This is a genomic window from Streptomyces anandii JCM 4720 (assembly GCF_014650655.1).
Taxonomy (GTDB): domain Bacteria; phylum Actinomycetota; class Actinomycetes; order Streptomycetales; family Streptomycetaceae; genus Streptomyces; species Streptomyces anandii.
Window position 1 is genome coordinate 6,185 of the sequence record NZ_BMVJ01000022.1, and the last position, 4,122, is coordinate 10,306.

3 protein-coding genes are annotated in these 4,122 nt (G+C 73.1%); 2 read left to right on the plus strand and 1 reads right to left on the minus strand.

The features are described from left to right. Together IE249_RS39790 and IE249_RS29310 are read left to right on the plus strand one after the other, a co-directional pair. Positions 1 to 851, plus strand: an 851-nt coding sequence (locus IE249_RS39790) for a sensor histidine kinase (RefSeq protein WP_268249728.1), incomplete at its 5' end; no start/stop codon positions are given. 22 nt (positions 852 to 873) lie between these two features. Further along, on the plus strand, positions 874 to 1,533 hold the full coding sequence (locus IE249_RS29310) for a response regulator (RefSeq protein ID WP_189709728.1): 660 nt from the start codon (positions 874 to 876) through the stop codon (positions 1,531 to 1,533). 71 nt (positions 1,534 to 1,604) lie between these two features. Here the strand turns inward: IE249_RS29310 and IE249_RS29315 are convergent. Then, positions 1,605 to 4,122 (minus strand): helix-turn-helix transcriptional regulator (locus IE249_RS29315; RefSeq protein ID WP_229859504.1); only part of this gene is annotated, 2,518 nt, incomplete at its 5' end.

Genomic DNA, 4,122 nt, shown 5'->3' on the forward strand with positions numbered 1-4,122 from the left:
TGGTGCTGCTGGCCAACCTGGTGCCGGTGACGGTGGTGTGGCTGACCGGCGGGCAGATCGGCGCGGTGCTGCCGACCTCGCTGCTGGGCATAGCTCTGTCGGTGCTCCAGGGGTTGTGGATCACGCGGGTGGTGCGGCAGAGCCGTGAACGGGCCGAGCTGATCGAGGAGTTGCGGTGCAGCCGGGAGCAGCTCGCGCAGCTGTCGCGGCAGGCGGGCGTCTCGGCGGAGCGGGAGCGGCTGGCGCGGGAGATCCACGACACGCTGGCGCAGGGGCTGACGAGCATCATCAGTCTGGTGCAGGCGGCCGAGTCGGAGGTGGCGGCCTCTCCGGAGCTGGCGCAGCGGCATCTGGAGCTGGCGGGCCGGGTGGCGAAGGACAGTCTGATGGAGGCGCGGGACTTCGTGGCCGCGCTGTCGCCTCCGTCGCTGCGCGAGAGTTCGCTGGTGCAGGCCGTCAGGCGGCAGGCGGACGGGCTGGTCGCGCAGACGGGGCTGGCGGTGCGGTGCGCGGTGGAGGGCACGGAGGTGCCGCTGCCGATGGCGGTGAGCGTGGTGCTGCTGCGTACGGTGCAGGAGGCGTTCGCGAACGTGCGCAAGCACGCCTCGCAGGCACGGCGGGTGGACGTGGTGCTGTCCTACGCGCCGGACGCGGTGCGGCTGGCGGTGCGCGACGACGGCGAGGGCTTCGAGGCGCGCGAGGACGAGAAGGGCTTCGGGCTGAGCGGTATGCGGGCCCGGGTGCAGGAGATCAACGGGACGGCGGCCGTCTCCAGCCGGCCCGGCAGGGGTACGGCGGTCGAGGTGACGGTGCCGCTGGCCAAGGCCCGCGCGGAGGCGGCCGGTGAGTGACGAGAAGGCGGACGAGAAGGCGATGACGGAGCACAGCGGCCAGGACGCCGGGCAGGAGGCCGGGGACGGTCTGCGGGTGCTGCTCGCCGACGACCATCCGGTGGTGCGGGAGGGCCTGTGCGCCATCCTGGAGTCCGCGGACGGGATCACCGTGGTCGGGCAGGCGGGGTCCGGTGAGGAGGCGGTGGCGCTGGCGGCGCGGCTGAATCCGGACATCGTGCTGCTGGATCTGCGGATGGGTGACATGGACGGGGTGGCCGCGACCGGGCACATCCTGCGCCAGTGCCCGGGCTGCAAGGTCGTGATCGTCACGACGTACGAGAGCGACGCGGACATCCTGCGCGCGGTGGAGGCGGGCGCGGCGGGCTACCTGCTCAAGGGCAGCACGCGCGCGGAGCTGGTGAGCGCGGTGCGGGGAGCTGCCCGTGGTGAGACGGTGCTGACGCCGTCGCTGGCGGGCAAGCTGGTGCGGGCCAGGACGGTGGACGCGCCGCCGCTGTCGGAGCGGGAGTGCGAGGTGCTGCGGCTGGTCAGCCAGGGGCTGACGAACGCGGAGATCGGTCGGAAGCTGTTCATCGGCGAGGCGACCGTGAAGACCCATCTGCTGCGGGCCTACCGCAAGCTGGACGTGACGGACCGCACCGCCGCCGCCATCACGGCGTTCGAACGGGGGCTGCTGTGATGGCGGCGGGGGCGGGGCGATTACCGCGATTACGGCGGTCGCAGTACCGGGGCTTACGGCCCGGGTGCGGGTCAGGCGATGCCGGCCAGGCTGCTGTCGGACAGCTTGGAGGGCAGGTCCCGGCGCCGTTTGACGTTCAGCTTGCGGTAGATGCGGGTCAGATGCTGCTCCACGGTGCTGACGGTGACGTACAGCTTGGTGGCGATCTCACGGTTGGTGTGGCCGTGCGCGGCGAGTACGGCGACCCTGGACTCGGCCTCGGTGAGGGCCTCGGCCTCGCGGGGCAGGTCGCCCTCGCGGCCGGTGGCGGCCTCGGTGTCGGCGTCGCCGGGCATGAGCAGCTGGCACAGCGGTTCCGCGCCGCACGCCTTGGCGACGTGCCAGGCCTTGCGCACCAGGAGCCGGGCCCGGTTGAACTCGCCGAGCGAGCGGTAGCCGTTGCCGAGTTCCCCGAGGGCGGCGGCCAGTTGGAGCCGGTCGTCGCTGTTCTCCAGGACCTCCACCGACTCCTTGAGCAGTTGCAGCCGGCGCTTGATCTCCATGGTGCGGGCGAGGAGGAGGAGTTGGGCGCCGCGGGTGCGGCTGGGCGCGGCACCGCCGCGGCGCGGCTGGCGTTCGGCGAGGCCGCGGGCGCGCTCGGGTTCGCCCAGGGCGAGCCACGCCTCGGCGGCGTCGATGCGCCACGGCACCAGTTCGGGCGCGTCCACTCCCCATTCCTGCATCAGCCGCCCGCAGGTGAGGAAGTCCTCGACGGCGGCGTGGTAGCGGCCGGTGGCCAGGTGGCAGCGGCCGCGGGCGCGCAGGTACTGAAGTCCGAGCAGGGTGCCGAACAGGGCGTCGGGGACGGGCTGTTCGAGCAGCGCCATGGCCTCGTCGGGGCGGCCCATGCCGATCTCGGCCTGGATCAGCGTGCTCAGGGGCAGGGCGATGCCGATGCCCCAGCTCTGCAGCGAGATCAGCGACAGGGCGGCGCGGGCGTGGTGCGCGGCGCCGGGCAGGTCGCCCTGGCGCAGGGCGATGTCGCCGCGGACCGCGGACAGCAGGGCCTGCCAGCCGGGCGCGCGCCGGGTGGCGCACTCTCCGAGGAGCCGTTCGCACCAGGCGAGCGCGAGGTCGGTCCGGTCGGCGTAGACGAGGGCCAGGAGGGCGAAGACGAGCGGCTGCAGGGAGGTGTCGCTGATGCGGTGCCGTTGCAGCAGGCGCTGGGCGTCCGCGACGGCGCTGTCGCCGAGGCCGCCGGTCAGCGCGGCGGAGATGGCGGACGCGGCCAGGGTGTGGGCGTCGTCGCCGCTGCCGCCGGGGCCCTCGGCCGCGGGTGCCCGGGTCAGCGCGGACTCGGGGAAGACGGCCTCCAGGGACGGGCTGATCATCGTCAGCCAGCGGCGCGCGGCCTCGAGCGCGGCCGTGTCCCGCGCGGCCGGTTCGCCGGAGGCGGCGGACAGGCTGTGCACCATGTCGCTCGCCTGGTCCAGCCGTCCGGACCAGCCCAGGTAGGACACCGAGGCGGCCAGGTCGCGGCCGGGGAGCCGGCCGGCGAGTTCGGCGGTGAGCTGCGGCAGGTGGGCCTCGGCGGCGGCGGGGTTGAGCCGCCATACGAGGCTGACGAGGCGGGCCTTGATCGCGGCGCGGGTCTCGCGGTCCTGGCAGGTGCGGTGGGCCAGTTCCAGGCAGTGCAGCGCCACTTCGATGTCGTCGTCGATCAGCGCGTACTCGGCGGCTTCCTGCAGGACGGGGATCATGGTGTCGTCGACGTCCTGCCGGCCGCTGAGCAGGTGCCGGGCCACATCCAGGGCGGAGGCGCCGTCGCGGTGCAGCAGTGCGGCGGCCCGCTGGTGCAGTCGGGCGAGGGTGTGGGGCTCGGTGACCTCCAGTACGGCGGTGCGTGCCGCCGGGTCGCGGAAGAAGGCGTCGTCGAGCACGGCGCACCGCATCAGGTCCTGGACGCCCTGTTCGGCCTCCTCGGCCTGGATGCCGAGCACCTGGCCGAGCAGCGCGGTGGAGCCGGCGTCACCGAGCACGGCCACGCCCCGGGCGACGGTCAGCATGTCGGGCTCGCCGCGGTGCAGGCAGTCCCGTACGGCCTGGGCGTACTTGTCGGCCGGTACGACGCGCTGGAAGGGCTCGTTGCGGTCGACGCCGGCCAGGCAGTCCTCGAGCAGGGCGCGCAGCAGCAGCGGGTTGCCGCCGCTGATGGCGTGGAACTCGGGGGCCAGCCGGGCGGCGAGCGCGGGCACGAACTGGCCGGCGATCACCGTCGCGGTGCCCTGCGCGGAGAGCATGCCGACGTGGATGCGGCTGCAGTGCGGCTGGCGCAGCAGCTCGGCGTGGAACACGACCTGTTCCTGGCGGAGTCTGGTCGCCTCGGTGAGGACGATCAGGATGCGCGACTGACGTATACGCCGAGTCAAATAGAGGAGGAATTGTAGAGAATTCTCGTCGCTGCAGTGGACGTCGTCGATCGCTATGACGATCGTGTGTTCGCGGGCGAGTTGGAGCAGGGCCCAGGCGACATACGGCATGGGTCGCATTCGGTCCTGCTGGCCGGTTTCCGTCGCCGCTTCGTCCATGAGCCGCAGCGCTTCGGTGCGG